Origin of the sequence: Streptomyces netropsis, assembly GCF_014203545.1 — a bacterium.
In the GTDB taxonomy this organism is placed as follows: Bacteria; Actinomycetota; Actinomycetes; order Streptomycetales; family Streptomycetaceae; genus Streptomyces; species Streptomyces netropsis.
This window is the reverse complement of sequence record NZ_JACHJG010000005.1, coordinates 213,458-239,417: the sequence shown is the minus strand read 5'-3', so window position 1 is coordinate 239,417 and position 25,960 is coordinate 213,458. Positions and strand designations below refer to the sequence as shown.

17 protein-coding genes and 1 pseudogene are annotated in these 25,960 nt (G+C 71.5%); 5 read left to right on the top strand and 13 right to left on the bottom strand.

Features of this window, described 5'->3' with window-relative positions:
• Nucleotides 1–12: 12 nt before the first annotated feature.
• Together FHS38_RS14600 and FHS38_RS14595 are read right to left on the bottom strand one after the other, a co-directional pair.
• Nucleotides 13–1,029 (bottom strand): hypothetical protein, encoded by a 1,017-nt coding sequence (locus FHS38_RS14600; RefSeq protein ID WP_184733951.1) that lies wholly within the window; start codon nucleotides 1,027–1,029, stop codon nucleotides 13–15.
• Nucleotides 1,030–1,174: 145 nt separating this feature from the next.
• Nucleotides 1,175–2,485, bottom strand: coding sequence for an MFS transporter (locus FHS38_RS14595; protein WP_184733950.1), 1,311 nt, complete (start codon nucleotides 2,483–2,485; stop codon nucleotides 1,175–1,177).
• A 233-nt stretch (nucleotides 2,486–2,718) separates the two neighbouring features.
• Between FHS38_RS14595 and FHS38_RS14590 the strand changes: the two genes are divergently transcribed.
• Nucleotides 2,719–3,807, top strand: a complete 1,089-nt coding sequence (locus FHS38_RS14590) for a GlxA family transcriptional regulator (RefSeq protein ID WP_184733949.1) — start codon at nucleotides 2,719–2,721, stop codon at nucleotides 3,805–3,807.
• Between the two features lie 47 nt (nucleotides 3,808–3,854).
• On the opposite strand, the gene FHS38_RS14585 is transcribed toward FHS38_RS14590, so the two are convergent.
• The 4 genes from FHS38_RS14585 to FHS38_RS14570 form a co-directional block, all read right to left on the bottom strand.
• Complete coding sequence (locus FHS38_RS14585) at nucleotides 3,855–4,928, bottom strand: Zn-dependent alcohol dehydrogenase (protein ID WP_184733948.1); 1,074 nt, start codon at nucleotides 4,926–4,928, stop codon at nucleotides 3,855–3,857.
• Between the two features lie 66 nt (nucleotides 4,929–4,994).
• Entirely contained in the window at nucleotides 4,995–6,458 is a 1,464-nt protein-coding gene (locus tag FHS38_RS14580; RefSeq protein ID WP_184733947.1) for an aldehyde dehydrogenase family protein, read from the bottom strand.
• Nucleotides 6,455–7,618 (bottom strand): acyl-CoA dehydrogenase family protein, encoded by a 1,164-nt coding sequence (locus tag FHS38_RS14575; protein ID WP_184733946.1) that lies wholly within the window; start codon nucleotides 7,616–7,618, stop codon nucleotides 6,455–6,457. The genes FHS38_RS14580 and FHS38_RS14575 overlap by 4 nt, the downstream gene beginning before the upstream one ends.
• 48 nt (nucleotides 7,619–7,666) lie before the next feature.
• Complete coding sequence (locus tag FHS38_RS14570) at nucleotides 7,667–8,578, bottom strand: SDR family oxidoreductase (protein WP_184733945.1); 912 nt, start codon at nucleotides 8,576–8,578, stop codon at nucleotides 7,667–7,669.
• Nucleotides 8,579–8,715: 137 nt separating this feature from the next.
• Here FHS38_RS14570 and FHS38_RS14565 point away from each other — a divergent pair, with 137 nt between their 5' ends.
• Nucleotides 8,716–9,642: a cyclase family protein gene (locus tag FHS38_RS14565; protein WP_184733944.1), complete on the top strand. Its 927-nt coding sequence runs from the start codon at nucleotides 8,716–8,718 to the stop codon at nucleotides 9,640–9,642.
• 302 nt (nucleotides 9,643–9,944) lie between these two features.
• On the opposite strand, the gene FHS38_RS14560 is transcribed toward FHS38_RS14565, so the two are convergent.
• The 4 genes and pseudogenes from FHS38_RS14560 to FHS38_RS14545 all read right to left on the bottom strand — a co-directional run.
• A complete protein-coding gene (locus tag FHS38_RS14560; protein ID WP_184733943.1) occupies nucleotides 9,945–10,424 on the bottom strand; it encodes an ATP-binding protein in 480 nt (159 codons plus the stop codon).
• A 413-nt stretch (nucleotides 10,425–10,837) separates the two neighbouring features.
• Complete coding sequence (locus tag FHS38_RS14555) at nucleotides 10,838–11,986, bottom strand: acyl-CoA dehydrogenase family protein (RefSeq protein ID WP_184733942.1); 1,149 nt, start codon at nucleotides 11,984–11,986, stop codon at nucleotides 10,838–10,840.
• A gap of 2 nt (nucleotides 11,987–11,988) precedes the next feature.
• The gene (locus FHS38_RS14550) at nucleotides 11,989–13,158 is read right to left on the bottom strand and encodes an acyl-CoA dehydrogenase family protein (RefSeq protein ID WP_184733941.1); all 1,170 of its coding nucleotides are present in this window, start codon (nucleotides 13,156–13,158) and stop codon (nucleotides 11,989–11,991) included.
• Nucleotides 13,159–13,308: 150 nt separating this feature from the next.
• Nucleotides 13,309–14,493, bottom strand: a pseudogene (locus FHS38_RS14545) (amidohydrolase family protein); the annotation flags it as partial.
• Nucleotides 14,494–14,649: 156 nt separating this feature from the next.
• On the opposite strand from FHS38_RS14545, the gene FHS38_RS14540 reads away from it, so the two are divergent.
• On the top strand, nucleotides 14,650–16,227 hold the full coding sequence (locus FHS38_RS14540; RefSeq protein ID WP_184733940.1) for a class I adenylate-forming enzyme family protein: 1,578 nt from the start codon (nucleotides 14,650–14,652) through the stop codon (nucleotides 16,225–16,227).
• A gap of 32 nt (nucleotides 16,228–16,259) precedes the next feature.
• On the opposite strand, the gene FHS38_RS14535 is transcribed toward FHS38_RS14540, so the two are convergent.
• Both FHS38_RS14535 and FHS38_RS14530 read right to left on the bottom strand, forming a co-directional pair.
• Nucleotides 16,260–19,010, bottom strand: coding sequence for a serine/threonine kinase C-terminal domain-containing protein (locus FHS38_RS14535; RefSeq protein ID WP_184733939.1), 2,751 nt, complete (start codon nucleotides 19,008–19,010; stop codon nucleotides 16,260–16,262).
• Between the two features lie 164 nt (nucleotides 19,011–19,174).
• Nucleotides 19,175–21,166, bottom strand: a complete 1,992-nt coding sequence (locus FHS38_RS14530) for a protein kinase domain-containing protein (RefSeq protein WP_184733938.1) — start codon at nucleotides 21,164–21,166, stop codon at nucleotides 19,175–19,177.
• Between the two features lie 291 nt (nucleotides 21,167–21,457).
• Between FHS38_RS14530 and FHS38_RS14525 the strand changes: the two genes are divergently transcribed.
• A complete protein-coding gene (locus FHS38_RS14525) occupies nucleotides 21,458–22,444 on the top strand; it encodes a serine hydrolase domain-containing protein (RefSeq protein WP_229822468.1) in 987 nt (328 codons plus the stop codon).
• Between the two features lie 81 nt (nucleotides 22,445–22,525).
• On the opposite strand, the gene FHS38_RS14520 is transcribed toward FHS38_RS14525, so the two are convergent.
• The gene (locus tag FHS38_RS14520; RefSeq protein ID WP_184733936.1) at nucleotides 22,526–24,232 is read right to left on the bottom strand and encodes a glycerol-3-phosphate dehydrogenase/oxidase; all 1,707 of its coding nucleotides are present in this window, start codon (nucleotides 24,230–24,232) and stop codon (nucleotides 22,526–22,528) included.
• Nucleotides 24,233–24,575: 343 nt separating this feature from the next.
• Here FHS38_RS14520 and FHS38_RS14515 point away from each other — a divergent pair, with 343 nt between their 5' ends.
• Nucleotides 24,576–25,847 carry a nucleotide sugar dehydrogenase gene (locus FHS38_RS14515; protein WP_184733935.1) on the top strand — a complete coding sequence of 424 codons (1,272 nt, stop codon included), beginning with the start codon at nucleotides 24,576–24,578 and terminating at the stop codon, nucleotides 25,845–25,847.
• Nucleotides 25,848–25,960 lie beyond the last annotated feature (113 nt).

Here is a 25,960-nt window from a genome sequence, read left to right as displayed (position 1 = left end):
TGCACGCTCCGGCTACTTCTCACCCTTGTCGTGTTTGACGACCTTCCTGAGCACATACCGTTTGCCGGAACCCGGCTTGCCGATCTCGTGGAAGATCCGCGGCTCCTTCTCGGTGCCGCTGACGCTCCAGTCACGGGAGAGTTCGCACGGGGCGATACGCAGGGAGATGCCCTGGACCGTCCCGCCGTCCTTCACCACCGTCCAGGTCCCCGAGCCGTCGCAGTCCGTCGCCCTGTCCTTGCCCATGCCGTCCCAGACGAAGTTGTCGAGCCCGTGGGCGGTCGCGACCCCGCCGGGGGCGAGCTCGACCTTGCCGCCGCGGCCGTCGCTCCACATGCCGGCGAGGTCCGACTTCTCGAGCCGGGGCGGCTCGTACACGCTCACCAGGCCGGTCCCGTACGCTCCCGCGCCGAGGGCCGCGACGACGAGCCAGGCGAGCCCGCCGTCCCGCGCGACCCGCCGGGCCGTACGCGCGGAGCTGCCCCCGCGGACCCGCCGGGCGGCGACCCGGGCGATCAGGGCACCGGGCAGCAGGCCGACAGTGAGGGCGGCCCACCACAGGAGGTACGTCAGGAGCGGGGCGAGCGAGAGGCTCCCGAGGGCCACCACGCCGCCGAACACCGCCACCACCACCGCCGAGACGGCCGTCACGGCCCCGAGGACCCACAGCGGGCCCTCGGGTCTTCCCGCGCGCCGCGCGGCCCGGCGTGCGAGCGCCAGCGCGGGCATCACCGCGGCCGCCGTGACGAAACCACTGATCAATACGGTCAGGAGCGCGGCCACCAGCACCGCTGCGACGATCACGAGGGTGTTGCCGGGCAGCCCGTCGTGCTCCCGGGAGAGGAGCGTGAGGACGGCGATCGTCCCGGCGAGGGCGGCCTCCACACAGAGGGTGGCCATCGACGCGCAGAACGCCGCGCCGAAGCCGTCTTCGTGCGCCGCCTGTCGCGATGCCCCGGGGGACTCCTCGGGCGCACCGTCCGCCGTCGTCCCGTCCGATATCGCGTCCGGTTCTGCCTGCTGTGTCATTTACGCCCCTCTCTCCCAGAAAGATTCCTTCAGAGGCTGAAGGGTTGCGTCGGACCAGAGCCCACCTCACAGGGCGAAGCCCCTGAAGCAAAGCTTCCGGTGACGATCGCAACGGGGATCACACAGCACGCCTGCGCGACGACCGTCAGCCGGGCGACACCACCACGGCCGACCGACGGCGGATGATCAAGGCCATCAGCGCCGCCACCGCACACAGCGCGCCGGAGGCGTACCAGACGAGGTCGTACGAGCCGAAGACGTCACGGGCCACGCCGCCGAGGAAGGCGATCAGAGCCGCACCCACCTGGTGGGAGGCGAGCACCCAGCCGAAGACGATCGCGCTGTCGTCACCGTAGTACTCGCGGCACAGGGCGATGGTGGGCGGGACGGTGGCGACCCAGTCGAGCCCGTAGAAGACGATGAAGAAGATCATCGGTGGGTGGACGGACGGCGCCAGCAGCATCGGCAGGAACATCAGGGAGATGCCGCGCAGCCCGTAGTAGACGGCGAGCAGTCGGCGCGCCTCGAAGCGGTCCGTGAACCAGCCGGAGGCGATGGTGCCGACGACGTCGAAGACGCCGATCACCGCGAGCAGGCCGGCAGCGGCCGTGGTCGGCATGCCGTGGTCGTGGGCGGCGGGCACGAAATGCGTCTTGACCAGCCCGTTCGTCGAGGCGCCACAGATGGCGAAGGTGCCCGCGAGCAGCCAGAACGGTCCGGTTCGAGCCGCTTTGAGCAAGGCGGTCACCGCACGGCGGGCAGCCCCGGCCACGGGGAGCGGCTTCGGCACGTACGTCGTCGAGCCGTACGGCGCGAGGCCCGCGTCCGCCGGATGGTCGCGCATCAGCAACAGGACGAAGGGGACGACGGCGAGGGCGACGGCGGCCACGATCACGGCGGCGGGCCGCCAGCCGTGCCGCTCGACGATCCAGGAGAGCAGCGGCAGGAAGACCAGCTGTCCTGACGCGCCGGCTGCCGTGAGGATGCCGGTGACCAGACCGCGGCGGGCCACGAACCACCGATGGGCGACGGTCGCCGCGAAGGCCAACGCCATCGAGCCGCTGCCCAGACCGACGAGCACACCCCAGCACAGGACGAGCTGCCAGCTCGTCGTCATGAAGACGGTCAGGCCGGCACCGGTCGCGATCGTGGTCAGCGCGCAGGCGACGACCTTGCGCATGCCGAAACGGTCCATGAGGGCGGCGGCGAAGGGGGCGGTGAGTCCGTAGAGCGCCAGATTGACGGAGACCGCGAAGCCGATCGTCCCCCGCGACCAACCGAACTCCGTGTGCAACGGCTCGATCAGCAGACCGGGGAGGGAGGCGAACCCGGCCGCACCGATGATCGTCACGAAGGACACGGCCGCGACGAACCAGGCCCGGTGGACGCGCGGCCGGCGGCCGGGGTGCGTGGATCCGCCGCCTGACGACGCGGGGAGTTCGGTTGTCTGGGTCACGTCATCAGGATCAAGCGCACCGCCTCATCGGATCGAGTGGCCCAAGTGACAGCTACCGCAAGGATCGGGCCATCGTTTCTGCCGAGGAGGCGCGGCCTCCGGCCGTCAGGAGCGCGAGGGCCGGTAAACCTCCGCCGGCGGCATCCGGCGGGGCGCCGGGAATGCGCCGGTCCGCGGGAGCCTTGTCAGTCAGGGGCAGAGCCGATCGGGAACCGCACGAAGGGCGTAGGAGCATGTCGCAGACCAGGGAAACGGATACCGCCGACCGTTCCGGTGTCCCCTTCGGCCAGCGCGTGTCCGACGCGAGTTCCCAGAGGGCCGAGAACACCGAGGCGCCTGCCGGTGGCCGGCCGCACCGGGTCGTCGTGCTGGCTCTGGACGGTGTGATCCCTTTTGAACTCAGCATTCCTTACCGCATCTTCGGCAGGGCCCGCTCCGCCACCGATGAGCCGCTCTACGAGATCGTGACCGCCGCGCTCGCTCCCGGACCGGTACGCACCGACGCGGATTTCTCGATCACCGTCGAGCGGGGTCCCGAGGCCCTCGCCGAGGCCGACACCGTCGTCATACCCGCCTCCTACCGGCTCGGCCCCGCCTATACCGAGGGGCGGCTGACCGACGACCTGGCCGCCGCCCTCGCCGGCATCCGACCCGGCACCCGCATGGTGTCCATCTGCACGGGCTCGTACGTCCTCGCCGCCGCCGGACTGCTCGACGGCCGGCCGGCCACCACGCACTGGAGCAGCACCGAACACTTCCAGCGGCTGTTCCCGGCGGTCCGCGTGGACGCCGACGTCCTGTTCATCGACGACGGCGACGTGCTGACGTCGGCGGGCGTCGCCTCCGGCATCGACCTGTGCCTGCACATGGTGCGCCGCGACCACGGCACCGCCGTGGCGAACGAGGTCGCCCGGCGCAGCGTCGTGCCGCCGCACCGCGACGGCGGCCAGGCCCAGTACATCCAGCGGCCCGTGCCCGAGCCCCAGTTCGCCACGACCACGGGGGCCCGAGCGTGGGCGTTGGCCCGGCTGCACCAGCCGATCCTGCTGCGCGACATGGCCGCGCAGGAGGCGATGAGCGTGCGGACCTTCACGCGACGTTTCCGTGAGGAGGTCGGCATCAGCCCCGGGCAGTGGCTGACGCAGCAGCGGGTGGAACGCGCACGGCACCTGCTGGAGGACAGTGACCTCTCCGTGGATCAGGTGGCGCGGGACGCGGGCTTCGGAACGGCCTCATCCATGCGACAGCATCTGCAGGCGGCGCTCGGTGTCTCGCCGACCGTCTACCGGCGCACGTTCCGGGCGGCACCCGCACGTCGCTGACGGCACCTGACGGAGGCCGGCACCGGGGTGAGGGGACAGCCGCCTGGTCAGCAGGTGAAGGTCAGGACACCCCGCGCGATCCGGCCGTGTCGCGCGTCGTCCGCCGCGTCGGCGAAATCCTCGACCGGATAGGTCTTGGTGACCAGTTCGTCCAGCAGCAGCCGGCCTTCGCGGTACAGGCGGGCGTAGAGGGGGATGTCGCGCTGAGGCCGTGACGAGCCGTAGCGGCAGCCGAGAATCGTCTTGTCGAGATACAGGGACGAGACGAGGAAGGCCGCTTCGGCGCCGGCGGGCGGCACGCCGAGCAGGATCGCCTGGCCGCCCCGGTCGAGCAGGTCGATCGCCTGCCGGACGAGTCCGGTGTCGCCGACGCACTCGAAGGCGTGGTCGGCACCTCTCGGGAGGATGTCCCGGACCGCCTCGGAGGTGTCGGGCGCGGTGGCAGCGTCGATGAAGTGGGTGGCGCCGAACTGCCGGGCCACCGATTCCTTGGCCGGGTTCGCGTCGACGGCGACGACGGTCGACGCCCCGGCGAGCCGGGCCCCTTGCAGGACGTTGAGCCCGATGCCACCCGTGCCGATGACGAGCACCGAGTCGCCTTGGGCCACCTTCGCGCGGTTGAGGACGGCGCCGACTCCGGTCAGCACGCCGCAGCCGATGAGGGCCGCGGAGGTCAGGGGCACGTCGAGGGGAATCCTGACCGCTTGGACCGCTTTGACGACCGTGTACTCCGCGAAGGCCGAGTTGGAGGCGAACTGGAAGACTCTCCCGCCGCCCTGCGAGAACGGCCTGCCGGGCATGCCGATGGACGTGCGGCACATGGTCGGCCGTCCCCGGTCGCAGTCGGCACAGACGCCGCAGTTGGCCAGCGTGGACAACGCGACGTGGTCACCGGGCGCGACGTGTACGACGCCCGCCCCGACCGACTCGACCACGCCCGCCCCTTCGTGCCCGAGGACGACCGGGACCGGGAAGGGAATGGTCCCGTCGATGACCGACAGGTCGCTGTGGCAGAGCCCGGCGGCGGTGACGGCGACCAGGACCTCGCCGGGGCCCGGTGCGCGGACCTCCAGGTCGTCGACGACGCGGGGCAGCTTGCCGTCGAAGATGACGCCTCGCATGACTGTTGTCCTCTCGGAAGCGGTACGGGCTGAGGCGGCTGCGGGGTCCTCCCGGGCGTCGTCCCGTCAGGAGGACCAGACGACGGACTGGAGTTCGCTGTACGCGTGCAGCCCGAAGGAACCACCGTCGCGGCCGATACCGCTGTCCTTGAAGCCGCCGAAGGGGGTCTCGGGGTGGCGCTGGGCCGTGTTGATGCCGATGTTTCCGCTGCGCAGTCGGCCGGCGAGGGCCCAGGCCCGGCCGGTATCGGCGCTGAAGACGTAGTCGTAGAGGCCGTAGGAGGTGCCGTTGGCGATGCGGACCGCCTCGTCCTCGTCGTCGAACGGAATGACGGCGACGACCGGGCCGAAGAGCTCCTCCCGGGCGACGGTCATGTCGGGCGTGACGTCGGCGATGAGGGTGGGCACGACGTAGAAGCCGGGTTCGAGGTCGGGCCGGGAGCCGCCGGTGACGATGCGGGCGCCCTGGTCACGGGCTCCGGCGATGTGCGCCTCGACACGGTCACGCTGCGCGGCGGAGATCAACGGGCCGACGACCGTGGAGTTATCCACAGGGTTACCGACCGTCAGCGACCGGGCGTAGTGTGTGAGGCCGGTGACGACCTTCTCGTACATCGATCGATGGACGAGCACACGGGTCGGCGCCGTGCAGACCTGCCCGCTGTGGAAGGACCAGACCGAACCGACCGCCCCGATCGCCGACGTGACCGCTTTCTCGTCGGCGTCAGCCAGGACGATGGCAGCACCCTTGCCTCCCAGCTCCATCAGGGTGCGCTTCATCGACCTCCCCGCGGACTCGGCGATCTTCTTTCCCACCTCGGTGGAGCCGGTGAAGCTCACCATGTCGACCTCGGGGTGGGACACCAGCGCTTCCCCTGCAGCAGGACCCGAGCCGGTGACGACGTTGAACACACCGTCCGGAAGCCCCGCCTCCTGGAAGAGCGGGCCCAGCTCGAGACAGCTGAGCGGGTCCTGCGGGGCCGGCTTGGAGACGACCGTATTACCCATGGCCAAGGCCGGGGCGGCCTTGCCCGCGAGATTGACGACCGGGAAGTTGTAGGAGGTGATGCAGCCGACGACGCCCACCGGGCGACGGACCGCGGCGGCGCCGATCAGGCCGCCGGGGGCGAGGGAGCTGGCTTTGACGGCCCGCGGCCCGAGGGGGACGACATCCGGTTCCACCGCGCCCCGCGCGTAGCGGCGGAAGCGGTCGACGGCCGGGGTCACTTGCAGCGTCGAGGCGATGCGACGCGTCGCGCCCGTCTCTGCCTGGAGGAGAGCCGCCAGCTCCCCTCCGCGTTCGATGAGGAGATCCGCCATCCGGTCCAGCACGGCCGCGCGCTCGCGCGGATCCGTACGGGACCAGCCGTCTTGGGCGGCCCGCGCGGCGGTCACGGCATGGGCGACTTCGGCGGGAGTCGCCTCCGGGGCCTCCCCGACGACCTGTTCGGTCGCCGGATTGACAACTGGATAGTGCCCCTTTTCCGGCGTACGCCAAGCGCCGTTGATCCAGTGCCCGTATGCCGTCATGGACGGAACTCCTTCGGCAGGCCGAGGACGCGCTCGGCGATGATGGTGCGCTGGATCTCGTCCGACCCGCCGTAGATGGTGTCGGCACGCGAGAAGAGGAACTGGCGCTGGACGGCGTCCAGTTCATAGGGGCGGTCGGTCCGCCAGTCCTCCGGGGCGACCGCGGCGTCCGCGCCTCGTACCCGCATCGCCAGATCACCGAGGGACCGGTGCCAGCCTCCCCACAACAGTTTGGCGACGCTGGGCGCCCCTGGGTCCGACACCGCGCCCAGCGTCCGCAGGGCGTTCCACCTCATGGTCTGCAACGCGGCCCACTGGCCCACGAGCCGACCGCGCTCGACCGGCTCCTCCGCGGCACCGGTTCGCAGTGCGAGGTGGACCACGCGCGTCAGCTCGGCGGCGAAGCCGATCTGCTGGACGAGTGTGGAGACGCCGCGCTCCCTCGCGAGGAGGCCCATGGCGACCCGCCAGCCGTTCCCCTCGCCGCCGACGAGGTGGTCGGCTCGGGCCACCGCGCCCTCGAAGAACACTTCGTTGAAGTCGGCCGCCCCCGACATCTGCCGGATCGGCCGGACTTCGATGCGGCCGGGCTGGTCCATCGGCACCAGCAGGAAGGAGAGCCCGTGGTGGCGCTGCGTCCCTTCAGTGGTGCGGGCCAGGACGAAGCACCAGTCCGCCTCGTGGGCGAGGGAGGTCCAGATCTTCTGCCCGGTGATCCGATAGGTTCCGCTGCCGTCGTCCCGCACGGCGGCGGTGCGTACCGAGGCGAGGTCCGATCCCGCACCGGGCTCGCTGTAGCCCTGACACCAGAGTTCCTCGCCGCGGGCGATGGCGGGGAGGAACCGGGAGCGCTGGGCGTCGTCGCCGTGGGCGAGGAGCGTGGGGGCCAGGAGGTTCTCGCCGATGTGGCCGACGCGGGCGGGTGCCTGGGCGCGGGCGTACTCCTCCGCCCACACGACCTGTTCGGTCGGAGTCGCGGCCCGGTTGCCGAAACAACCGCGGTTACGGTCCCAGCCGAGGCCGATCCAGCCGTCCGCGCCCAGCTCGCGTTCCCAGGCCCGGCCGGAGACACGGGCCGGTTCCCCGGCGAGGTGTGCGGCGAGCCAAGCCCGGGCGGACTCCCGGAACGACTCGTCCTTGGGACCGAATGCGAAGTCCACGCCTGCCCTCTCCCCTCGCCGAGACCTTGATCCGAAATTCCTGGGAGATCACGCGTTCGGGCGGGCCTTGGCCGCGGCCGCCTTCGCCATGGACTCCAGTCGGGCCAGCATGGGCATCGGGTCCGTGCCGACCGTTCCCGGCAGGACGTCGGCGATCCGCTGAGGGGTCCAGGCACCCTCCGCGTGGGCCGCGCGCAGTTCGCGTGGTTGCGCCCAGACCGCGATCTTGGGGCCGGCCACCGTGTAGACCTGGCCGGTGATCCCCTCCTCCCGGGCCCGCTCGCTGAGCAGATACACGACCAGCGGTGCCACGTCCTCGGGCTCGCCGATCTCCTTGAGCTCCATCGGGACGTTCGCGGACATCCGTGTGCGGGCCACGGGAGCCACGCAGTTGGCCGTGACCCCGTATTTGTTCAGGCCCAGTGCGGCGCTGCGGACGAGCGAGATGACGCCGCCCTTGGCCGCGGAGTAGTTGGCCTGGGACACGCTGCCCTGGTGGTTGCCACTGGTGAATCCGATGAGCGTGCCGCTGCCCTGCCTGCGCATCAGCGCGGAGGCGGCGCGGAAGACGGTGAAGGTCCCCTTCAGGTGTGTGGCGATGACCGGGTCCCACTCCTCCTCGGTCATGTTGAAGAGCATCCGCTCGCGGAGGATCCCCGCCACGCAGACGACGCCGTCGAGGCGCCCGTACCGCGCCAGCGCCGTGTCGACGATCCGCTGCCCTCCCGCCATGGTCGACACGTCGTCCGCGAGGGCGGTCGCCTCGCCGCCCACCTTCTGGATCTCCTCGGCCACGGCGGCCGCGACGGCGCTGGTCGGCTCACCGCCGTCGACGGAGACGCCGTAGTCGTTGACGACGACCTTCGCCCCTTCGGCGGCACAGGCCAGGGCGACCGCCCTGCCGATGCCGCGACCGGCTCCGGTGACGGCGACCACCTTGCCCGCCAAGAAGTTCCCCACGGCCTGCCCCTTCCCGGAGTTTCTGACGGCCCGTTAGATTTTTGGGCAGAGCGGGCACGAGCACAAGACCCGCCACCGAAGTAGCCGCACGAAGTCCTGGCGCGGCGACACGAGGTCCGATCCCGGGAAGGGCTCCCATGCCACTGCCGTCCGAGTTCCACGAGATCGCCAAGCGCGTCAACAACTGGGGGCGTTGGGGGGCGGCCGATGAGATCGGCACCCTCAACCTCATCACCGGCGCCGTGGTGCGCGCCGCCGCCGCGACCGTGACGACGGGGCGCCGTATCCCGCTGGCCCTGCCGCTCCGGCAGGACGGGGTGCAGACCGGGATGATTCCCGGCAGGGTCAACCCGCTCCACACGATGGTCGCCGTCAATTGGGAGATGTTCGGACCCGACACCGTCGCCACCAGCGACGACACCGTGACCATGGGCCTACAGGCGGGCACACACTGGGACGCGCTCCCCCACGTCTCCCACAGCGGAAAGATCTACAACGGGCGCCCGGCGGATTCGATCACCACGCACGGCCGTGCCGCCTTCAGCGGCATGGAGAAGGCGGGGCCCGTCGTCTCACGGGGCGTTCTGCTCGATGTCGCGCGAGCCAGAGGTGCCGAGCGGCTCGACAGCGGGCACATCGTGACCCCCGAGGACCTCGACGCGGCAGAAGAACTGGCCGGCGTCACAGTGCGGGCGGGCGACATCGTCCTGGTGCGAACAGGGCAGATTCAGCAATACCTGGCAGGCGATAGGGAGGCGTACGCCTTCCCTTCGCCCGGACTGTCGATTCGCACGCCGGAATGGTTCCACGCCCGCGATGTCGCCGCCGTCGCCAATGACACCCTGACGTTCGAGGCATTCCCACCGGAGTTCGAGAATCTTTGGCTGCCCGTACACGCACTCGACCTGGTCGAGATGGGCATGCTGCAAGGCCAGAACTGGAATCTGGAGGAACTGTCGGAGGCGTGCGCGGAGGAGAAACGCTATGCGTTCCTGCTGTCGGCGACACCCGAACCCTTCACGGGCGGGACGGGAGCGCCGGTGGCACCCGTGGCGATCCTCTGACCTCCGGCCGCCCCGGCGGCAGCTCTCGGGCCGTCGCCCCTCCCACCGGCGAGGCAAGCCACCGCAAGGACGCCATGAGGGGCGGGCGGGCGGCGGCGCGCTGATGCGCACCCCGAGCACGGCACCACACGCCGCCACCCAGCTCCGGCGCCTATGCCCTGATGTCGCGCCGGGCCGCGACCCGTACTCGCCAAGCCGGCCCCGGCAACACGGACCTCTCGACGTCCCCTCGCAACGAATCGCTGCGTCCAAGAGTGATCACGCGAACACTTCACGTCAACACCTGGTCTGGACTTTGTCGACTACGCCCGATTTGTGACGGCGCGCGGCGGCTCAAAAGCGCCGACCCAGAGCGGCTCTCCGCGGTCGACCTCGCACCAGATGCGCTTACCCGCACCCTCCGGCTGCCAACCCCAGCGGTCGGCCAGGCCGTCCACCAACTCCAGCCCGCGCCCACCGGTGTCGTCACCCTCCGCGCAGCGGCGACGCGGCGGACGTGCGCTGATGTCGGCGACCTCGACACGAACCGTGCCCGGACACACCCCGGCCGCGGCCCCGGCGGAGCCGCCCTCACCCGGGAAGAGCATGCGCAGGACGGCTGGACAGCCCGTGTGCACCACGGCGTTGGTGACCAGCTCCGAGATGAGCAGGATCAGCGTTTCGGCCAGGGGCTCGTCCACCCCTATCCCGGTACCGGCAAGGCGCGACCGCGCCCACCTGCGGGCCCGCCCCACCTCCGCGGGGTCGGCCCGAACCTCCATCTGCATCTGAAGCACCTGCACCGCTCACACCATCCGAACCGGCGGACACAACGCCTCGCGTCTCCGAGAGGTCACGGAACGTGATCTCCTTCCGAGACAGCATGGTTGACGTAGAGTCACCCCAACAAGCGCTTCAGGCATATTCCGGCGCAAAGGAGTATGCGTACTGCATACTGTGCGACGCGCGCTGCGGGGACTCGAACATCGGGGAATCGCGGCCCCCGAGCCGACGCGAGCGGCAGACAATCCCGCGTTCGGCGCCGCCATATCGGCGGCACCGGGATAATTGCGCTTCTGAACCACTCGCATCCAAGGGAGCGTACCCGAGGTCGGGGCGAACTCCTCCCTGTGACGAGTCACGCGCAGGACACAACCCGATATCGACGCTGCGTGATCACTTATTAGTGACATAACGGGCATTTCTGTCACAGTTCTCACTCAGAGCTAATTTCGACGTTCGCGGCCGCCTCCCCTTGACCGGTCGACAGTCCTGCGGGGAATTCGGTCAGGAGTTCCTCTGCGAGGGCTTCCTCGGCCTCGGCCGCCGACTGCCACTGGGCCGCTCTCACCCAGGCTCGCTTGAGGTGCGGATGGACGTCCGCGTCCCAGGTAAATCCGAACCCGCCATGCAGTTGCAGGCAGTCACGGGCATTACGGACAGCAGCCGCGTCGGCGAGCAATTTCGCCCTGGAAATATCACCGAATGTAACTGTCAGTGATGCGGCATAGACGCTGCAACGGGCGATTTCGGCGCGGACGAACATTTGGGCGCAGAGATGCTGCACCGCTTGGAAGGTGCCGATCGGGCGGCCGAACTGCGATCGGGCCTTGACGTGCGCGACCGTCATCTCCACCGTGCGCAGGGCGCTGCCCAGTTGCAGGGCCGCAGTCAACAAAGCGGCTTCCCGGCGCAGTCGGGCGGCGTCGGGAGGATCAGCGGGGATCGCTCCTGCGCCGTCCGGAAGTTGGCTGACGAGGTGCAGCGGTGTCGTCGGGTCGACCGTCTGCACGGGCCGCGCCCCCAGCATGCGCGGGCCTGTCGCCGTGCCCGCCTCTGTCTCCGTGCCGGTGCCCGCTCCCGCTCCCGCTCCCGCTCCCGCTCCCGCTCCCGCTCGCAGGATCCGGACGGTGGCGCGGTCCAGCAGGAGGACGGCGTCCGCCGAGGCGAGGTGCTCGACCGGACCCGGCCGGTCCAGTGCCGTCACCAGCACCCTGCCTTCGGCCGCTCCCTCCACCAGGCCCGCCGCGAGGTGAGTGGCGACCAGCGGGCCGGGCAGCAGGACCCGCCCCGCCTCTTCGAAGACGAGCACGGCCTCCGGCAGTCCGAGCCCGGTCCCGCCCCGCTCCTCGGGCAGCCTCAGGGAGAAGAAACCGGCGTCGCCCAGTTCCCGCCACAGCTCCCGGACCGAGGCGCCGTCCCCCGTCGCACCGCCCGGACTCCCCGGACTGCCCGGACCAGCCGGACCAGGCGGGCCACCCGCGTCCACCATCGCCCGAAGTCGCTCGCGGGGGAACAGTGCCGCGAGGAGTTGCCGTGTCCCCGTCCGCAGGGCCCGTTGATCGTCACTGAGCTGGAAGTCCATGGTCAACGACCTCTGGGCAGGCCGAGGATGCGCTCGGCGATGATGTTCTGCTGGATCTGGGACGTGCCGGCGGCGATCGTGTAGGAGAGGGCGGAGAGGCGGTCCGCCGTCCACGGGTGCCCGGCGTCCAGCGCTTCCGGGCCGATGACCTCGGCGGCCGCGTCGTACAGCTCCTGTCGCGCCTCGGAGTAACGGAGCTTGAAGACGGAGCCGCCGACGCCCGGCACCGCGCTCCCACCCCCGGGCGCCGCCCGCTCGGCCGCGCTCACATTCCACTGCGTGAGTCGCCACAGCGCACCGAATTCGGCGTTCAGACGTCCCAGGCGACGGCGCAGGACCACGTCGTCCCAGCGGCCGTTCTCCTTCGCCGCCCGGGCCAGCCGGGCCAGTGTGCGGCGGCAGGCGACCACCTCGCCGACGAAGGCCGTGCCGCGCTCGTAGGAGAGGGTGACCATGGTGACGCGCCAGCCGTCGTTCTCGGCACCGACGCGGTACGAGAGCGGTATCCGTACGTCGTCGAGGAACAACTCGGCGAACTCGGTGGAGCCCGCGAGGGTGCGCAGCGGGCGGACGGTCACCCCGGGGGCGTCCATGGGCATGGCGAGCCAGGAGATCCCCCGGTGTCTGGGGGCCGAGGCATCCGTGCGGACGAGCAGTTCGCACCAGTCGGCGACCTCGGCGTGCGAGGTCCAGATCTTGCTGCCGGTGACGATGTACGCGTCACCGTCCCGGACCGCTCGGGTGCGCAGTGAGGCCAGGTCGGAGCCCGCGTCCGGCTCGGAGAAGCCCTGGCACCACACTTCCTCGCCGCGCAGGATCGGCGGCAGCCAGCGCGCCCGCTGCTCGTCCGTTCCCTCTACGGCGATGGTGGGTCCGGCGTGCAGGAGACCCACGAAGTTGGCGCCGACATAGGGCGCGCCCGCCAGCTCCGTCTCCTCCAGGAAGATCAGGTGTTGGGTGGGGGTGGCGCCTTGTCCCCCGGCGTCGGTGGGCCAGTGCAGTCCGGCGTATCCGGCGTCGTACAGCGCGCGTTGCCAGGCGCAGTCATAGGCGCGCCGCGCCGGCCAGTGGGCGGGCGGCGGCTTCGCGGGCAGCTTCGGCAGCGTCTCGCGCAGCCACGTGCGCAGCCTTCGCCGGAACTCCTCCTCTTCCTTGGTGAAGGTGAGGTCCATGGGCTCTCACGCGCCCGGTCGATCGAGGCCGGGCGCCGGGGCAGCCGGACGCCCACGCGCACCCGGATCATGGGCGTCCAGACCCCCGGCGCCCAGACCCTCCGCCCCCAGGCCCCCCGCACCCGGATCCCTCGTGTCCAGGTCCCTCGTGTCCAGGTCCAGGCCGAGCATCCGGATCGCGTTTCCCCGCATCACCTTGTGAACGGTTTCGTCGTCCAGGCCCTTCATATGGTCGAGCGCGACTTCCTTGGTGTGCGGGAAGGTCGAGTCGACGTGGGGGTAGTCGGTCTCGAAGGTCGCGTTGTCACGGCCCACCACATCGAGTGAGGCGACCCCGTGTTTGTCGCGGAAGAAGCAGCAGAAGATCTGCCGGTAGTAGTAGGTGGAGGGCGGTTCGGGGATCAGATCGCGCACACCACCCCAGGCCCGGTGCTCCTGCCATACGTCGTCGGCGCGCTCCAGGGCGTAGGGGATCCAGCCCATTTGGCCCTCGCTGTAGGCGAGTTTGAGGCTCGGGAATTTCACGAGGACGCCACTGAAGAGGAAGTCCATCATCGACGCCATGGCGTTGTTGAACGACAGGGACGCCTGCACGGCGGGCGGCGCGTCCGGGGAGGCGGCGGGCATCTGCGAGGACGAACCGATGTGCATGTTGACGACGGTGCCGGTTTCCTGGCAGACGGCGAAGAAGGGATCCCAGTAACCGGAGTGGATGCTGGGCAGTCCGAGGTGGGTGGGGATCTCGCTGAAGGTCACAGCCCGTACGCCGCGGGCGGCGTTCCGCCGGATCTCGGCGACGGCGAGGCCGACGTCCCAGAGGGGGATGAGGCACAGCGGGATCAGCCGGCCTCGGCTGTCGCCGCACCACTCCTCGACCATCCAGTCGTTGTAGGCCCGTACGCACGCGAGCGCGACCTCCTTGTCGTGCGCCTCCGCGAAGGTCTGCCCGCAGAAGCGCGGGAAGGTGGGGAAGCACAGGGACGCCTCAACGTGATTGAGGTCCATGTCCTTCAGGCGTTCCGCCGGGTCCCAGCACCCGGGGCGCATCTCCTCACGGGTGATGCCCTCCAGGGTCATCTCGTCGCGGTCGAAGCCGACGGCGGCGATGTTGCGCTTGTACGGGAACCGGAGGTCCTCGTAGGCCCACCAGTCGGTGGGCGGCCCCTCGGGATCCATGGTGATGACGTACTTGCCGGCCACGTAGGCCAGTTCACCGATGCCGGCCGTCAGGGCGCGGGGACCGCGGGAGCGGTATTTGGCGGGCAGCCACGTCTCGAAGAGATGGGCGGGTTCGATCACGTGGTCGTCCACGCTGACGATGCGCGGCAGATCCATGAGGGGCTCCCTCTCGCTTACCGGACGACGCGGTCCCAGCATTCCTGACGCTCCATCAGATTCGAGGTTAGTCCGCGCCCCCTGGACCGACAAGCCGGGTCGCGCCTACGCTTCCCGCCACGCCTGACTATCCGTCAGCACTCTGGGAGGCCCCCCATGACCGGCACCGCCCCCGACCTGGTCGCCTCCCGCACCTTGTGGGAGCTCCTCGACCGCCGAGCCGCGCTCACCCCGGATGTCCCCGCCCTCGTCCAGGCCGACGAACCAGTGGCCGAGGGCACGGCTCAGGACCGGCGGCTGACCTTCGGGGAGCTGCGTGGCCGTGCGGAGCGCGTCGCCGCCTGGTTGTACGGGCTGGGCGTACGGCCGGGCAGCCGGGTCGCCTGGCAGTTGCCCACCCGTATCGAGACCGTGGTCCTGGCCTTCGCGCTGGCCCGGCTCGGGGCCGTGCAGACACCGCTCATCCCCTTCTACCGCGACCGCGAGGTCGGCCACGCGCTACGGGCGACCCGGGCGGAGTTCTTCGCGGTGCCGGGCGTCTGGCGGGGATTCGACCACTCCGCGATGGCTTACCGCCTCGCCCTCACGCTCCCGTCGCCGCCCCTCGTCTTCACGGCGTACGACGGCCTCCCGGAAGCGGACCCCTCGACGCTCCCGCCCCCTCCCACCGAGGGCACCACCGTCCGCTGGGTCTACTGGACCTCCGGCACGACCTCCGAGCCCAAGGGCGTGCTGCACACGGACCGCTCCCTCATCGCCGCCGGCGCCTGCCTCGCCGACGCGCTGCGGCTGACCGCGGACGACATCGGCTCCATGGCATTCCCCTACGCGCACGTGGCCGGCCCCGACTACACCGTGATGCTGCTGCTCCGGGGCTTCCCGAGCATCCTGCTGGAGCACTTCGCCCTGCCCGGCTCGCTCGACGCCTACCGCCGCAACGGCGTCACCGTCGCCGGGGGGTCCACTGCCTTCTACTCCCTCTTCCTCGCCGAACAGCGCAAGGACCCGACCCGCAGGCTCATTCCCACCCTCCGCCTCATGGCGGGCGGTGGTGCGCCGAAGCCGCCCGGGCTCTATCACGAGGTCGTCGACGAGCTCGGGTGCGCGCTCACCCACGGATACGGCATGACCGAAGCCCCGATGATCACCATGGGGTCGCCGGACGACACGCCGGAGCAGCTGGCCACCACAGAGGGACGGCCTCCGGCCGACATGCGGATCCGCGTCGTCGACCCGGGCGGCAAGCCGCTCCCACCGGGCGCGGAAGGGGAGATACGGCTGCGCGGCGAGGCCGTCTGCCAGGGGTACCTCGACCCCGCCCACACCGCCGAGGCCTTCGACCCGGACGGCTTCCTCATCACCGGGGACCTCGGCCGGCTCACCATCGAGGGCCACCTCGTGCTCACCGGCCGCACCAAGGACATCATCATCCGCAAGGGCGAGAACATCTCCGCCCAGGAGGTCGAGCGGCTGCTCCACGAACACCCCGCCGTCGAGGACGTCGCCGTCATCGGCCTGCCCGACGCGGCGCGCGGCGAGCGCGTCTGCGCCGTGGTCCAGCAGCCCCCCGGCGCCGAACCGCTGGGGCTCGACGACATCACGGCTCACCTGCGGAGCGCGGGACTGGCCGTGCACAAGCTGCCCGAGCAGCTGGAGCTCGTCGACGAGCTGCCGCGCAACGACACGCTCCGCAAGGTCCTCAAGTACAAGCTGCGCGAACGCTTCTCCGACTGACGGGCCGCTCGAGGGGATCGGCAGGCCGGCGCTCAGCCCGTGAACCGGTAGGTGGACGTGGCCTGGTCGAAGAAGCCGTCCACCGAGCGTTGCCCGTCCATCGGGCCGATCACCTGCACCACGTGATAGCGGCCCGCCAGGATCAGCGCGGCGTTGCGCACATAGACCTGGCGGCCGCTGCTGTCGTTCCAGTTGAACGTGCCCTCCGCCCTCGCCCTGCCGCCGACGTCGTTGCGGCGCAGCCCGGAGGCGCCCGACCAGGACGAGGAGCGGTAGGGCTCCAGCTCGGGCTCCTTGCCCTGCTGGTAGGCCAACGGGTCGCCGCCGAACTCCGACACCTTGTCCCGGCCGGGCACGACGATCAGCTCGTAGTCCCCGCCGACGTAGGAGACCTGGTCCCGGTCGTTCTCACCACGGCGCTGCCAGTCCTCGGCGACGGCCACGGAGAAGCCCTTGGGGTCCTGGCGCAGGGTGTATCCCTTGGCGACGCCATGGGGTTCGGCGGTGCGCGCCTCCTGCGTGCCGGTCCTGCCGTTCGTCCCGGGGTGGTCGGGGACGGCGCTCCGCAGTCCCGCCGTGCCCGTACGGTCCGTCTGCCCCCGGTCCGTGCTCTCGTCGGCGCGCGGCATGAACAGCAGCGCGTACAGCACCGCTCCGACCAGGAGGAGCAGGATCAGGCCGAGCAACAGCCGCCCGAGGTGTCGGGGTGAGCGCTGCCCGCCCCTTCGCCGCTCCCGGGTCCGACCCGTGGAGGGCGCCGTGTCCTGCGATGCGGCCAGGTCGTCGCCACGGTCGCGAGCCGGCGCACCGCCGACCGCCGCCTCGTCCCACTCCCCGGGCTCCTCCCCCAGCGGCTCCCCGGCCGTCTTCTTGTGCCGCCCGTGCACGGGCGTCGCCGGATCGAGGGCGCCGGAGGCGCGGCCGCGACGGCGGCGCACGAGCTCGCCGCGCCGCCGGATGAGCGGCAGCCGACGCGGGTCGGTGGGGAGGCTCGCGCCGATCGACGGCACGGTGACCGTCCGGCTGCCGAGGTCCGGCTCCGGCGCCGAGCGGATCAGCGACCGCAGCCAGCCGCGCAGTTCCTCGCATTCGGGACGTTCGGTCGGATCCTTGCGCATGAGCGACTCGACCACGGGGCGGAGCGCTCCGCACTCCTCGGCGTAGGCGGGCGGTTCCGCGCAGACGAGCTGCACGAGCTCGGCCGCGCTCTCCTCCGGGTACGGGGCGTGGCCCTGAACCGCGCGGAAGAGCAGCACGCCAAGCGCCCACAGATCGGCGGCGGGGCCCACGGGGGGTGCGAGCTGCCAGCTGTCCTGCACCGGATGGGCCTGCTCCGGTGCCCATCGTTCGGTGACGGCACCCACCACCACCATGCGTGCCTGCCGCGCCCGTTCGGCGGCGAGCGCGCCGCCCGGCCCGGCGGGGTACGCCCAGCCGGCCGCGGCGGAATCCGTGCCGTCCCGGCGGCCCGCCCCGTTCTGCGGGGGAACCGGCGCGCCTGGACCGCCCAGGCCACCCGAGCCGGGCGAGCCGCTGGGGCTGTGGCGTCCGACGAGAGCGTCGGAGCCCCACGGGGAGTCGGTGGACTCGGCGGCTCCGCCGACGGGGCTGCCATCGCCCCATGTGGACGAGCCGGTCGACGGACGGGGGGTGCTCTCCGCTGCCGCGCGCGCGGCAGCGGCCCGGGCACCCGCGCGGTACGCGGCGATCGCCCCGGCCCGGGGCGCCCGGTCGTCCGGAGCTCCGTCCCGCTCGTGGCCGCCCGCCCGGTCGGTGCCCGGCGCCTCGCCGCCGGACGGCGCGTACCCGCCGATCGCGCCCTGGTCGCGGTACACCGGTCCCGCCTGCGCCGGGATGCCGGCCGTGCCCGCCTCCCCGGTCGCACGCGCCGCGCCACCGCCCGCCGGCCCCTGCCACGGGGGTCGCTGGTCAGGAAGCCGCGGGTACGAGAAGCCCGCCGGGGCGTCCCCGGCGGGGGGCGTCGCGATCGCCCCGCGTCCGCCCGTCGCGGCGCCCGGTCGCGGGGCGGCCTGCCCCGTGGAGCCGCCGTCGGTCCCCTTCTCGGCACCGCCCGGGCCGACCGGGACGGGGTCGTGGCCGCAGAGGGCCTCCTCCGCCGCTCCCGCGGCGAGGCCGGTGAGCACGGCACGGCCGTCGTCACAGATGAGGACGGTACGGGTCGTGATGTTGCGGTGGGTCCATCCCAGGGCGTGCAGGGCGCGGAGCGCGGTGAGGACGTCGGCGGCCACTTCGGCGGCCCGGTGCGGTGAGAGCGTGCGCTCGGCGAGCAGGGCGGCGAGAGGGCGGGCCGATACGAGCTCGCTGATGATCCATAGGCTTCCCGCCTCGACGAAGACGTGGAAGACCTGGTCGAGCCGGGGGTGGTCGGGGAGCTGCGCGGCAGCGGTGGCGGCGACCAGAGCACGGCGCACCGCCGGATCACCGGGCCCCTGGCCCGTCAGCCCGCCCGAACCGAGTCCCTCACCGTGCCCGGCTCCAGGCCTGTGCCCGCCTTCGCGTCTGCGTCCGCCTTCAGACGCGGGTCCGTCCTCGGGGCCGTGACCGTCTCCGGCCCCGTACCCGACCGCGCGCCCACCCTCGTACGGGCCCTCGTCGCCCACGACTTCCGCGTCGACGATCTCCGGCAGGGGGATCTGCCGGATGAGGACCTCCTGACCGCTGTACGTGTCGAAGGCCCGCGTCTCCACCAGTTCGAACGCGTCGGACGGCGGAAGCGGCAGTCGATAGCGGTCGGCGAGCACCCGACCCGCATACTCGTCCACGACGCCTCCCCAAGCGCGCGATCCACACCATCGCTCGAATGACCATCAAAGTCGGTCATTTAGCTGCTTATTGCGGCTGCGTATGGTTCACGGGGACTCACGATACGTGCCGAACCCGTCCCTTCGGGCGCGTACGGCTCAGTACGTGGCCGGGCTCCGGCCCGTCACGCGGGCTGGAACGTCTTGAACGCCGTCTCCCGCAGCTTCTGACACTCCGGCTCGGACCACTTGCCCTTCTCGCACGTCACCATGATGGCGTAGCCGCGCTTGTCGTCCACTTTGAAGCCCCGGTTGACGACCTGGACGCGCTTGTCCTTCTGGTCGCGCTCGAAGGTCCAGTCCGCGATGGTCGGGTAGTCGTGACCGTCCCAGTCGTCGACCTCTTCGACGCCCAGACCGTGGTAGTTGGGCATGCCCCCGCTCTTGGCGGCGGAGTCGGAATCGCGCCACGCCGCGGCGGCGTCCGAGCCGGGCTCGGACCCGAAGTCGACCTGGAGACGCGGGAAGCCGCCCGACTGGCTGTAGATGGCCCCGGAGTGGGCCCCGGCGGTGCCCGTCTTCCGCCACCCCTTGGGCATGGCGATGCTGAAGTGGTACTCGGCGTTCTTCACCGCCGTGTATCCACCGGGCACGTCATCACTGTCCGACGACTTGTCCGACTCGTCCTTCGACGCGTCGTCGTCCTTGCCCTTGTCCTTGCCAGGCGCGGGTGACGCGGCGTCCGCACCCTTGGCGCCCTGTTCGGTGAGGGAGGAAGTCCCCTTGTCCCCGACGGATTTGGACGTACCGCTCTTGGTGCCGCCCTTGGTGCCCTTGTCGTCGTCACCGTTCAGCGTGATGGCGAGCACGGTGCCGATGATGGCCAGCGCGACGATGACCGCCACGGCCAGCAGCGTGCGACGCGACACGACGTCGGTGATGGACGCCCGCCCGGGGCGGGCGGGGTGGGCGCCGTTGCCGCTTCCGGGCCGGCCGAGACCCGTCTGCCGCTGGGCGGACGGTATGGAGGGAGCGGGATTCGCGGGTCGTGCCGGCTTCGCGCCGGTGTCCGGGGCAGCGCCCCGGACGGACTTGAACGCGCCCCGCATCCGGTCGCCCACCCCGTCCGTCGCGCGCGAACCGTCGGACGGCTTGGCGGAGGCACGGGTGTCGCCCTTCCGTGACGCCGACGCGGATGCCGCGCCCGCCGCCGCTCCCGCGCCCGCCCCGGAGGACGGCCGGGTGCCGGAGCGCATCTCGGCGGGGGACGGCAGAGCGATCGCCTGTGTGGCGTCCAGGGCCGGGGAGGCCTCCGGGGGCTTCGGCAGCCGCTCGTCGGGGGCGTTGACCGCGTCGGCCAACAGGGCCCGGGCGCCCGCCTCGTCCAGCCGCTTGGCGGGGTCCTTGGCGAGCAGCCCGTACATGACGCCTTCGAGCGGGCCCGCGTTCCGCGGGGGGCCCAGCGGCTCGGTCATCACGGCGGTGAGGGTCGCTATGGCCGAACCCTTGTCGTACGGGGGGACGCCCTCGACCGCCGCGTACAGCAGGCCGCCCAGCGACCACAGGTCCGCCGGCGGGCCGGGCTTCTGACCGCGCGCCCGCTCCGGGGATATGTAGGAAGGGGCGCCGACCAGCATGCCCGTCGAGGTGACCGACGGGTCGCCCTCGACCTGGGCGATGCCGAAGTCGGTGAGGACGACACGGTTGTCGTCCGCGATGAGGACGTTGGACGGCTTCACGTCGCGGTGCAGGATGCCCTGGCGGTGCGCCGCGCTCAGCACGTCGAGGACGGCCAGTCCGACCTCCGCGGCCCGTCGCCACTTGAGCGGTCCGTCCTCGCGGATGACATCGGCGAGCGAGCGGCCCTCGATGAGCTCCATGACGATCCACGGGCGGTCGTCCTCGTGCACCACGTCGTAGACGGTGACCGCACCGGCGCTACGGATCCGGGCGATGGCCTTCGCCTCACGCAGCGTGCGCGTGATCAGGCGGCGCTTCTCGTCCTCGTCGATGTTGGCCGGGAAGCGCAACTCCTTGACCGCGACGGTGCGGCCGAGCGTCTCGTCGGTCGCCCGCCAGACCGTGCCCATGCCACCACGGCCGAGGATGCCCCCGAGGCGGTACCGCCCGGCCAGGAGGCGCCCTGCCGTGCCCTGCGTCTGCTCCGCCTCCGACATGCGTCCCCTCTGGCAATCAGCTCTGCGACCAACCGACCCTGGCAGAGCGACCATTGTCTCTCATCCGCAGACCGGCGGAAGGCCAGGGTCCGAGTGCCCATGGATGATGAGCACATGTCGACGCACACCGCCCTCGTGCGCCTCGCCTCCGCCATGACCGCGCTGACCTGCGCCGTAACGGTGTCCGCGGGGTCGGCAGGCGGTGGCACCGCCGCCCGGTCCCCTGTCCAAGACCTCGTTTCCCCACGGACGGTTCCCGGTGCGGCAGAGCTGTCACAAGATGCTCATGGGGTGCGATTCCGCACGGCGGGCGTCGCGGATGTACGAACCAGGCGCCCCATCCGCCCCACGGACCGCTTTCGCGTCGGCAGCATCACCAAGACCGTCATCGCCACCGTCACCCTTCAGCTCGCCGCCGAGCGCAAGCTGGACCTCGACGACCCGGTCGCCGCCCACCTGCCCGCCCCGACCGCCACCCTGCTGCCCTGCCCCGGCGAGAGCGACAGCGACAGCGGCAGCCGCGACCCGAGCTGCCTGATCACGGTCCGCCAACTCCTCACCCACACCAGCGGGCTGTTCTCCTACACCGACGACCGTGCCTTCTTCCGCCGGTTCTTCGGCCCCGGCTTCGCCGCGCACCGTTTCGAGACCCACAAACCCGACGCACTGGTACGGACCGCCCTCGCGCACCCGCCGTACGCGGCCCCCGGTGAGCGGTACCGCTACTCCAACACCGACTACCTCCTCCTCGGTATGGTCATCCGTCAGGTCACCGGCCACTCCTACGCAACTGAGGCCCACCGGCGCATCATCGCCCCCTTGCATCTCACCGGCACCAGCTTCCCCGGCACCCGCCCGGGGCTGCCCTCCCCGCACGGCCGGGCCTACACGACGACGGGCGGGGGCCACACCTCCGACGCCACCGACCTCAACCCGTCCTCGGCGGGCGCGGCAGGCGAGCTGGTCTCCACCCTCCCCGACCTCAACCGTCTCTTCGGCGCACTGCTGCGCGGCACGCTCCTGCCCGCACCGGCGCTGCGACAGATGCGGGACACGACGGCCACGTACGGCCGCTACGGCATGGGGCTGTTCCCCGTGCGGCTGTCCTGCCACCGCACCCTGTGGGGCCACAACGGCGAGATCAGCGGCTCGTACGTCCAGACACTCGGCACCGCGGACGGGCGGCACCTCATCAGCTACCGCGTCAACGGCGACGCCCCCGTCGACGAGGCGGCCGAAAGGGCTCTCCTGAGCGCCGAGTTCTGCCCGAAACCCTGACGAACCGGCACGCCGAACCCATCTGACGGACCCATCCGGCGAACCGGCCGGATACGGGCCGCCATCCGGCCCCGCACGGCCCTACAGCGGCTGCACCTCGGGGGCGCCCAGCCGCGCCGCGTCCGCCGTCTGGTCGTCGGGCTGCCGTTGCGACTCGCGCTCCGCCTCCACGCGCTTCTCGTAGTGCTCGACCTCCTTCTCGATCTGCGACCGGTCCCAGCCCAGCACCCCCGCCATCAGCTCGGCGGCCTCCCGCGCACTGCGCGTGCCCCGGTCGAAGGTCTCGATGGAGATCCGTGTCCTGCGCGTGAGCACGTCGTCGAGATGGCGGGCCCCCTCGTGGGAGGTGGCGTAGACGACCTCCGCCCGGAGGTAGTCCTCGGCGCCGCCGAGCGGCTCGCCCAGCTTCGGATCGGCGGTGACGAGGTCCAGCACTTCGTCGACCATCGAGCCGTAGCGGTTCAAGAGGTGCTCGACGCGCGCCACATGGAGGCCCGTGCGCTGTGCCATCTGCGCCCTGCCGTTCCACAGGGCCCGGTAGCCCTCGGCGCCCACCAGCGGCACGTCCTCGGTGACGCACTCCGCGACCCGCTGGGCCAGTCCGTGCACCGCCTCGTCCACGGCGTCCTTCGCCATCACCCGGTAGGTGGTGTACTTCCCGCCCGCCACGACCACCAGCCCCGGTACCGGGTGGGCGACGGTGTGCTCGCGCGAGAGCTTGCTGGTCGCGTCCGACTCCCCGGCCAGCAGCGGGCGCAGCCCGGCGTACACACCCTGGACGTCATCGCGGGTCAGCGGCACGGCGAGCACCTCGTTGACGTGCTCCAGCAGATAGTCGATGTCGGCGCTGGAGGCGGCCGGATGCGCCTTGTCCAGGTCCCAGTCGGTGTCGGTGGTGCCGATGATCCAGTGCCTGCCCCACGGGATCACGAACAGCACGCTCTTCTCGGTGCGCAGGATCAGCCCGGTGGTGGAGTGGATGCGGTCCTTGGGCACGACGAGGTGGATGCCCTTGGACGCCCGTACATGGAACTGCCCGCGCTCCGCGATGAGCTGCTGGGTGTCGTCCGTCCACACCCCCGTGGCGTTCACGATCTGCCGGGCGCGGACCTCGAACTCACCGCCCTGCTCCAGATCCTTCACCCGGGCCCCGACCACCCGCTCCCCCTCGCGCAGGAAGCCGACCACGCGCGCCCGGTTGGCGACGTCCGCGCCGTAGGCGGCGGCGGTGCGCACGAGGGTGGTGACGTAGCGCGCGTCGTCCATCTGGGCGTCGTAGTACTGCAGGGCACCGACCAGCGCGTCCTTCTTCAGAGCGGGTGCGACCTGTAGCGCGCGCTTGCGCGTGAGGTGCCGGTGGGTGGGCAGCCCCCGCCCGTGGCCGGAGGAGACCGACATCGCGTCGTAGAGCGCCACGCCCGAGCCGGCGTAGAAGCGCTCCCAGCCCCGGTGCTGCAAGGGGTAAAGGAAGGGCACCGGCTTCACCAGGTGCGGCGCCAGCCGCTCCAGCAGCAGCCCGCGCTCCTTGAGCGCTTCGCGCACGAGTGCGAAGTCGAGCATCTCCAGATAGCGCAGCCCGCCGTGGATCAGTTTGCTGGACCGGCTGGAGGTCCCCGCCGCCCAGTCGCGCGCCTCGACGAGCCCGGTCGTGAGCCCCCGGGTGGCCGCGTCGAGCGCGGTGCCCGCGCCGACGACGCCGGCGCCGACCACCAGGATGTCCAGTTCCCGCTCCGCCATCCGGGCGAGCGCCTCGCCGCGCTCGGCCGGCCCGAGTGTCGCTGTCCTCACTGCTGCCTCCCGATTGACCGCTCTCGCTGCCGCCCCCGGTGACCGCCGCCACCGGGGGCACCAGGACTGCCGGGCACCCGTTCCCCTCCGATGCTGCACCAGATCGGCTCCTTTGGCCGTGTCGGAAGCGAGTCGCGCCGCGGTAATCCCGGATAACAGTCATATATCCGCTTAACCTGATGTAACTCGTCCGGGGATCGGTCCCGTCCGCCCGCGGGGCCATCTGCCTCCCCTCCGGGCTCACCCCTCGGAAGGGCCCTCCGGAACCTCCGGAGGCGCCCTCCGACCGACGCCCTCCGGGAAGGACCGGCCAGCAGGACCCCTCCGGGAAGGACCGCCCGCCATGCCCGCAGATCTCGCCGTCCTCGGACTCGGCCACCTCGGCCTCCCGCTCGCCCAGGCCGCCACGGCCGCCGGCATCTCCACCGTCGGCTACGACCCCGACCCGCACACCGTCGCCGAACTCCGCGCCGGGCGGCTGCCCACCGAAGGCGCCGACGGCTCGCTCACCGCCGCGGGCGTCCGCCGCATGCTCTCGGCCGGCTTCCGCGCCACGACCGAGGACTCCGAGCTGGGCCGGGTCCGTACGGCGGTGATCTGCGCCCCCACCCGGCTCGGCGAGGACCGGGCGCTGGACCTCGGCGCCATCGGCGACGCGGCCCGCGCGCTCGCCGCGCGGCTGCGCCCGCACACCACTGTTCTCCTGGAGTCCACCGCCTACCCGGGAACCACGGAGGACTACCTCCGTCCGCTGCTCGAATCCGGCTCCGGGCTGCGCGCGGGCCGGGACTTCCATCTCGCCTACTCGCCCAGCCGCTTCGACCCCGGAAACCGGCGCCACGGCTACACCAACACCCCCAAGGTCATCGGCGGCCTCACCCCCGCCTGCACCGAGGCTGCCGCCGCCTTCTACGGGCGGATCTGCGAGAAGGTCGTCCGGGCCCGCGGCCCGCGCGAGGCGGAGGCGGTCAAGGTCCTGGAGACGAACTACCGGCACGTCAACATCGCGCTCGCGAACGAGATGGCGGTCTTCTGCCACGACATCGGCGTCGACCTGTGGGACGTCGTGCGCTGCGCCGAGACCAAGCCGTTCGGCTTCCAGGCGTTCCGCCCGGGGCCCGGGGTGGGCGGCCACGGCGTGCCCATCGACCCGAACTACCTCTCCTACAAGGGCCGCAGTCTCGGTCACCCCTTGCGGATGGTGGAGCTCGCACAGGAGGTCAACGGCCGGATGCCGCGCTACGTCATCCGGCGCTGCGCCACGCTCCTCAACGAGCACGGCAAGTCGGCGCGCGGCGCGCGCGTGCTCCTGCTCGGCGTCGGCTACAAGGCCGACACCGGCGACCAGGAGGGTTCACCCGCCCGTGAGATCGCCTCCCGGCTGATGGAGCTGGGCGCCCAGATCAGCTACCACGACCCCTACGTCCCGCAGTGGCGGGTCCTCGGCCGTCCCGTGCCGCGCGCCGACAGTCTCTACGAAGCCGCCGCCATCGCCGATCTGACGGTCCTTCTCCAGCCCCACCGCACCTACGACCTGCAAGGGCTGGCGGTCAAGGCCCAGCTGCTGCTGGACACCCGCGGCGCGAGCCCTGCGGGAGCGGCCCACCGGCTGTAAGAGGCCCCACGAAGACCGCGGAGGCACAGCCGCGAAAGGCCGGCCCGGCGTCTCCCCGGGACACCGGGGGAACACCGGACCGGCCTGAGATCCGTCCCTGAAGCCGGCCGTCC

Bases quoted from the DNA above. Each gene is read 5' to 3' on its own strand.
- FHS38_RS14580 (WP_184733947.1), bottom strand. From the start codon at position 6,458: ATGACGGCATACGGGCACTGGATCAACGGCGCTTGGCGTACGCCGGAA.
- FHS38_RS14565 (WP_184733944.1), top strand. From the start codon at position 8,716: ATGCCACTGCCGTCCGAGTTCCACGAGATCGCCAAGCGCGTCAACAAC.
- FHS38_RS14530 (WP_184733938.1), bottom strand. From the start codon at position 21,166: ATGTCGGAGGCGGAGCAGACGCAGGGCACGGCAGGGCGCCTCCTGGCC.
- FHS38_RS14585 (WP_184733948.1), bottom strand. From the start codon at position 4,928: ATGCGAGGCGTCATCTTCGACGGCAAGCTGCCCCGCGTCGTCGACGAC.
- FHS38_RS14555 (WP_184733942.1), bottom strand. From the start codon at position 11,986: ATGGACTTCCAGCTCAGTGACGATCAACGGGCCCTGCGGACGGGGACA.
- FHS38_RS14515 (WP_184733935.1), top strand. From the start codon at position 24,576: ATGCCCGCAGATCTCGCCGTCCTCGGACTCGGCCACCTCGGCCTCCCG.
- FHS38_RS14550 (WP_184733941.1), bottom strand. From the start codon at position 13,158: ATGGACCTCACCTTCACCAAGGAAGAGGAGGAGTTCCGGCGAAGGCTG.
- FHS38_RS14590 (WP_184733949.1), top strand. From the start codon at position 2,719: ATGTCGCAGACCAGGGAAACGGATACCGCCGACCGTTCCGGTGTCCCC.
- FHS38_RS14600 (WP_184733951.1), bottom strand. From the start codon at position 1,029: ATGACACAGCAGGCAGAACCGGACGCGATATCGGACGGGACGACGGCG.
- FHS38_RS14540 (WP_184733940.1), top strand. From the start codon at position 14,650: ATGACCGGCACCGCCCCCGACCTGGTCGCCTCCCGCACCTTGTGGGAG.